General features: G+C 49.0%; 5 protein-coding genes. 2 read left to right on the top strand and 3 right to left on the bottom strand.

What is annotated here, in order from left to right; genetic code table 11:
- Positions 1-185 precede the first annotated feature (185 nt).
- Positions 186-1,109: a substrate-binding domain-containing protein gene (locus tag ABYW01_RS11800; RefSeq protein WP_372832900.1), complete on the top strand. Its 924-nt coding sequence runs from the start codon at positions 186-188 to the stop codon at positions 1,107-1,109.
- Positions 1,110-1,128: 19 nt separating this feature from the next.
- Entirely contained in the window at positions 1,129-3,672 is a 2,544-nt protein-coding gene (locus ABYW01_RS11795) for a putative bifunctional diguanylate cyclase/phosphodiesterase (RefSeq protein WP_372832899.1), read from the top strand.
- Positions 3,673-3,746: 74 nt separating this feature from the next.
- Here the strand turns inward: ABYW01_RS11795 and ABYW01_RS11790 are convergent, their stop codons facing one another.
- The 3 genes from ABYW01_RS11790 to ABYW01_RS11780 all read right to left on the bottom strand — a co-directional run bounded on the left by ABYW01_RS11790 (position 3,747) and on the right by ABYW01_RS11780 (position 5,635).
- Complete coding sequence (locus tag ABYW01_RS11790) at positions 3,747-4,415, bottom strand: hypothetical protein (RefSeq protein WP_372832898.1); 669 nt, start codon at positions 4,413-4,415, stop codon at positions 3,747-3,749.
- Between the two features lie 10 nt (positions 4,416-4,425).
- On the bottom strand, positions 4,426-5,154 hold the full coding sequence (locus ABYW01_RS11785; RefSeq protein ID WP_372832897.1) for a HupE/UreJ family protein: 729 nt from the start codon (positions 5,152-5,154) through the stop codon (positions 4,426-4,428).
- 100 nt (positions 5,155-5,254) lie between these two features.
- A complete protein-coding gene (locus ABYW01_RS11780) occupies positions 5,255-5,635 on the bottom strand; it encodes a hypothetical protein (RefSeq protein ID WP_372832896.1) in 381 nt (126 codons plus the stop codon).
- Positions 5,636-6,075: the final 440 nt, after the last annotated feature.

Below are 6,075 nucleotides of genomic sequence, written 5' to 3'. Positions count from 1 at the left end.
TATGTGGATGAGATGACGAAAATTAATCGGTTTTATGGAGTGGGCTCGGTATTTTGTCGACCAAGTTTGTTGGCTTTCCTTGGACTTGGCCTATAAAACCATATAATCTTTGCGTGAAATGTTTGAGCAGTTTCTTATCGGTGCTTTGCCTTAATTCAAACAGATTTTGGGATTTTGGAGTGGGTATGTTCAACGGTCGTTTGGTTACTCTGTTCGTGTTGTTTTTGTTATTCCCATTGGAGCTTCACGCCGAAGGTTCAAGTAAAGCGGTAATAGCCTTTGCTCAGGATACTCTAAAAAATGACTTTCGAAAGGCACAGGTTATGGCGGTAAAGGATGCCGCAGACCGTCATCCTCAACTGAAATTTGTTTATTCTGATGCCCAGGGAAAGACGTCACTTCTTATTCGTCAGATCGAACGCTTTATTGCTCAGCAAGTGGAGATTCTAATTGTAGGCACTAATGATGAGCAGGCAGTCGTCCCAGTCATTAGCAAAGCTCATGAGGCGGGGATCAAAGTGATTGTGCTTGATCGCGGTGTAAAAACCGAAAAGTACACCACCTTTATCAATTCGGACAATGTAGAAATCGGAGCAATCGGCGGACGATACATTGCTAAGGCCCTTAATGGTAAAGGGAAGGTGTTGCTGTTTGAGGGCATTCAGACGGCAGATGTAACCCAACTACGTAGTAAAGGATTTTTGCAGGAAATGGCCGGCTATCCGGAAATAAGTGTTATTAAACGGACAGGTAACTACCTGCGCAAAGATGCGTTGGTGGAGATGGAGAAATTACTTGCCGGTGGTGAAAGAGTGGATGCTATTTTCGCTGAAAGTGACAGCATGCTGAGTGGCGTCCGCCCTGTACTGAGGAAGTACGGTATCGATCCGGCGTCAATTATCATGGTGGGCTGTGATTATACCAGTGAAGCAAGAGATGCCATTGTTGCGGGTACGCAGACGGGATCGGTTTTGTTTCCTCTCGGTGGCGAGGAATCTGTTGCAGCCGCTTTAGAACTATTGGCAGGTAAAGAGCTTCCTAAGCATATTGTGAATCCGGTAAAACTGGTTACACAAGAGAACGTTGAGGCTGTACGTCCGATCTTCTAAATAGTGGTGTAGATCTTTTATGGCGCAAAAGCGTGCAGTGATTCAAAGCCTGTCGGTGAAGTTCGCGGTGTTTGTGACCGTGGCGGGTATCCTGACCCTGGGGGCTTTAGGACTCTATTTTGATGGCTTTCTTAAGAGCAGCTTTCTGGAAACAAAAGAAACGCGGATGCGTCATGGTTTTCAACGTGTTGTTTTTAACATCGCTGAGATTGAGCGCAGCCTGAAGGATGGTATTGCCTTTCTGGAAAGCCATGAACCCACGCTTGCCTCCGTAGATCTACTCAACAACTATGAAGATAAAAGTAACTACAATACGTTTCTGATTGATGAAGAGAAGAAAGCGATAGTCGAGGAGTTGTATAACCGGGTTAAGTTGTCATTCAACGATGACATTGCGTTGTATAACCGGAAGGGTGAGTTGATCGCTTATGTGGTGAAAAAATCAACGGGTTTTCAGCTCAATATTATTTCTTATGCCGGCGAGCGCTCTCGTTTATTACGACGAATTGAGGGCGAGAATGAGTATTACCCACTGTCAATGGCTGAGGTGGAGCGCGATAAGATTCAGCTGTTTCATGTGCCGACCTATCCGCAAGAGAACATAAGGCACAACAGTGTGGTGACACATCATCAAGACGTTGATGCCTTTGTGCTGAAGTCCCACTTGAGCCTATTTGCATCTGATGGCAGCAAAGAGATTGCTCACATCGAAATGTCCCGCGTGCTGGATCAGCACTATTTCTCGCTGTTGTCAGCCGATTTAGATCTGTCGCTTAAACTCTCTAATCCTGATCCAACACAAGCTGCAGATGTTCATCTCTTGTTTGATGAGATGTCCCTGATGGACTTGGCGATCAGTGAGACAGCGGATGAGTACATAAGTCACCGTAAAATTGACAGTGTGGAAGGCCCCCTCCTGATTACCGCCAGTTTAGAGCGGGCTAGTTTGATACGTGTATTGGCTGAAAACCGACAACACTTCATATTCCTTCTGGTTGGCATCGCTGTGTTGACGTTGTTGGTGGTGAACTTTGTTATTAAGCGGATACTGGACCGCCCGCTTAGAAACCTAATGATACAGATCGAAAAGATCGAAAATCAGGATTACAGCACAAGTCAGCCGTTAAAAACCGGTGATGAGCTGGAAACAGTATCAAATAGCATCAACCAGTTGGCACAAACGGTTCGGGAGCGTGAGACGTCTCTACAGAGTTCTAAGCAGGAGCTGGAATATCTGTCTAATCATGATGTGCTGACACAGCTACCCAACCGCCGCTTCTGGGGGGAGCGTCTAGACGCTGCTTTGGAAAATGCAGTGATCAAAAATAAAAAATTGGCTATGTTCTTCATCGATTTAGATCAGTTTAAACAGGTCAATGATACACAGGGTCATCATATTGGTGATGAGCTCTTGACGCAGGTGGCGACTCGTTTGTACTTGAATGCTTCTGCTGATCATACACTTGCACGGATTGGAGGTGATGAGTTCAATATTCTTGTGGAACAGGTTGATAAGCTGGACGAGTTGGAATCTGTGGCAGAGCAATACCTGAACCTGTTTAGTTTGCCGTTTGAGGTGAGTGGCCAGGAGATAAGTATCTCTGCAAGTATCGGTATCGCCATCTACCCACTGGATGGGCAAGATAAGGTTTCTTTACTTAAGTGCGCTGACTTGGCCATGTACAAAGCCAAAGAGAGTGGTCGCAATAACTACAGCTTCTTCTCTGATGATCTGTCGGCGCAAATGAAGAAACGCACGGACATGTCACATGCGTTGAAGCTGGCAATTAATAGCGGTGATCAGTTCCGTCTCTGCTATCAGCCCAAAGTTTCTACAGTGAGTGGGAGCATTGTGTCGGTAGAAGCGTTAATACGCTGGGAAAGCCCTGAATTAGGGTTAGTTTCACCCGCTGACTTCATTCCTCTAGCTGAAGAGCTGGGGCTGATTATTCCAATCGGAGAGTGGGTTCTGGAACAGGCCTGTAAAGATTTTCAGCGTTTGGAAGAAATGGGAATTGGGCTGAAGCATATAAGTGTAAACATTTCTAATGTTCAGCTCAGCCATGGTCACTTGCTGCCAAAGCTTTTGAACGTTCTTCATTGTACTGGGATTAAGCCACAGCATCTGGAACTGGAGATTACTGAAAGCTATATTGCGACCAACATCAATGAAGCAGTAGAAACCCTAAAGCAGTTCCGACAGATGGGAATTGGCCTGGCGATCGATGATTTTGGCACCGGATACTCAGCCATGAGTTATTTGCAGAAGCTGCCGGTAACACGGCTTAAGATCGACAAGGCCTTCGTCGATGGGCTTCCCAATGATCGCAACAGCGTAGCCATTGCCCGTGCGATTATCAGTCTGGCAAAAAGCTTTGGTCTGGAGTTGACTGCAGAAGGTGTGGAACATCAGGGGCAGTTGGATTTTCTTGTGCAGGAAGGGTGTGAAGAGATTCAGGGGTATTACTATTCCAAGCCACTCTACTTCGACGCACTTGTTCAGTATTGCTTGGTTGAAGAGGTGGATAACGTAGTACTGATGCGTACACCGGAGCGTATCTGAAGTATTTGACTTAAAGGCGGCGTGTCACGGATGCGTCCCGCCGCCTTTAAGCTAGTCTCTCAATATGAACCTGATTAAGGCATATAAACATCCCGGAAAAATCCACTTAGGGACACTGTGACTTTCACCGGTTTATTGCCTCGGTTACGCCAATACCAGCCGTGGGTGCCTTTAAACGGTGCGGTAAATGAACCGCTGGCCTGGCGCTGGTTACGGGCAAACCAATAGCTGGTGAACTCGTCACGCTTGGCGTTGGGTGGCTCGCCGTGCATATCAAAGTTCACCGCACCGCCTTCGGTTTTCCAGTTGAAGACAAAGCGTTCTCCGGCCTCCATCACGGCTTTGATTTCTGTGCCCTGACCGGGCGCGAGGGACAGCGTCATAGTGCGGGTCTGGTAGGCGCTGTCGCGTTTACGTACGGGGCTGTTTTCATCGTCATTGTCAGTTTCAACCGTCGGTGTTGATGCGGCAGCTGAAACGGCCGCAACCGCGGCAACGGCATTCACCGCCGGTGGTGTTGCTGTTACTACGGTGGCAGGCACGGGGGGCGTGGATTTTGTAGATGAGTTGAGCTGGGTCAGGCCCATCGCTTTACCCAGTCCGGTCGGGTCGATGCCGTATTCAGCCGGTAATACGGTGGTCACCAGCAGAACGCTTCCCAGTGAGGCGGCGGCAATCGTGGCTTTAATCAAACTGGCGTTGGATGGCAGGCCGTCGGTGGTAATATCAGAAATATCTCGCATGGTTCTCTCCTCAGGCTGTAATCAAGTAGCCGGTCATTTGATAGCCGATCAGCAGGAACCCTGCCGCCATCAGTACTACATTGGCCGTAAAGGCCTGATAGGAAAACGCCCGGCTTCGGCGCCAGAAGTTCATGATGATCAGAATGCCTCCTAAGGCCAGCAACTGACCCATTTCGACACCCAAATTGAAGGCCAGAATGTTGGCGACCAGACCGTCCTCGGACAGTGTGAAGTCCTGCAGTTTGGTTGCCAGACCGAAGCCGTGAAAGAAGCCAAAGATCAGTACCGCCGCTTTGGTATTGGGCTGAAACCCAAGCCAGCGCTTAAAGGCCCCCAGATTATCCAGCGCTTTATAAACCACCGAAAATCCGATGATGGCATCCACAATGTATGGATTCACGTGGATTTCGCTGAGCACGCCGAACAGCAGTGTCACACTGTGGCCAACGGCAAAGAGGGTGACGTAGATACCCACTTCACGCATGCGATAGAGGAAAAAGATCACCCCCAGCAGGAACAGAAGGTGGTCGTATCCGGTGACCATATGTTTGGCACCGAGGTAGATAAAAGGCAGCAGTTGTACACCGCTGGTTTGTTCGATAAACAGGGCGTCACCTTCGGTCACGCCGTGGGCAAAACCGGAGGGACTGAAGCCAGCCGTGACTAATAGCAGTAACACGGGCAGGAGTATCCGGACGGACAGGGCGAAATCCCTGCCGTCAAATGATGATATACGCATCGTTTTCTCCTAATTCGGAGGCAAGTTGATAAGTCCGCTGTGTATAAACGCAGCGAAGGATGCTTCAACGTTGAACGGTTCCATGGTGGAACGGGATGCGTTAAACCCGCGGTGGCCGGTACAGGCCGGGCAGTTGGGGATCCGTCGGATCGGGGAGCAGATAACTCTGTAAAGGGACGCGGGATTTAGTCAGCCGCGCGGTAAGGCTGGGATGGCTCAGTTGGTTTTCAATGGCGCTGATACTGTGCAGCAAGGTGTGGCTGCTATCGGATAACTCAAGGCTTTCATCGTGGAAGTGGCCCAGCTCTGTCTGATGATAGTGGCCGTGTTGTTGCGCTTTGACCTGCGGATCGATCATAGGTGCTGTTGCGTGTTGCTCCTGCTGTGCCGCCACCAAACCTCGTCCCAGCAGCGACGCGATCAACAGCGCGGCCAGCAGGGCAAGTAAAGGGTGTGAGCGGAATGCAGGGAAATAGATCATAGTGGCCTTTGAGCAATGAGGTGTGCGGAAGTTCAGTAATCGAAGAGATAAGTTTGGTTTCAGACTAGAACGGAATGATGTCTCTGAACAGGGTACTTTGGGTTGGGTTGGGTCATCGTTTGGTGTTGGGTGAACAGGCTGGTATTTAAGATGGTCGCAATGAATAGGTAGCGCAGGCTCATCGTCATCGTAGGTGATTAGCCTGCGGCAGCCTAAAGGCGGCCCTACAAATTTTTGTCGACGCAATCAGTGTCACGTTTTCTGCAGACAAAAAAAAGCCGCTACCGGCGAAGGCAAGTAGCGGCCAAAAAGGATGGAGCAGGTCATGCGTTCCATCACAGGAGTGTCATTCAGAGTGGTGATGCTCAAAATGACAATTCCAGCTTTGCCAAGCTAATAAACGATTATTGTGCAGCGATCACAGTGAACTCAACCAGCAC

The organism is Pontibacterium sp., assembly GCF_041587635.1.
Taxonomy (GTDB): domain Bacteria; phylum Pseudomonadota; class Gammaproteobacteria; order Pseudomonadales; family Balneatricaceae; genus Pontibacterium.
The sequence above is the reverse complement of the archived record's forward strand: the minus strand, read 5'-3'. Positions and strand labels throughout refer to the sequence as shown.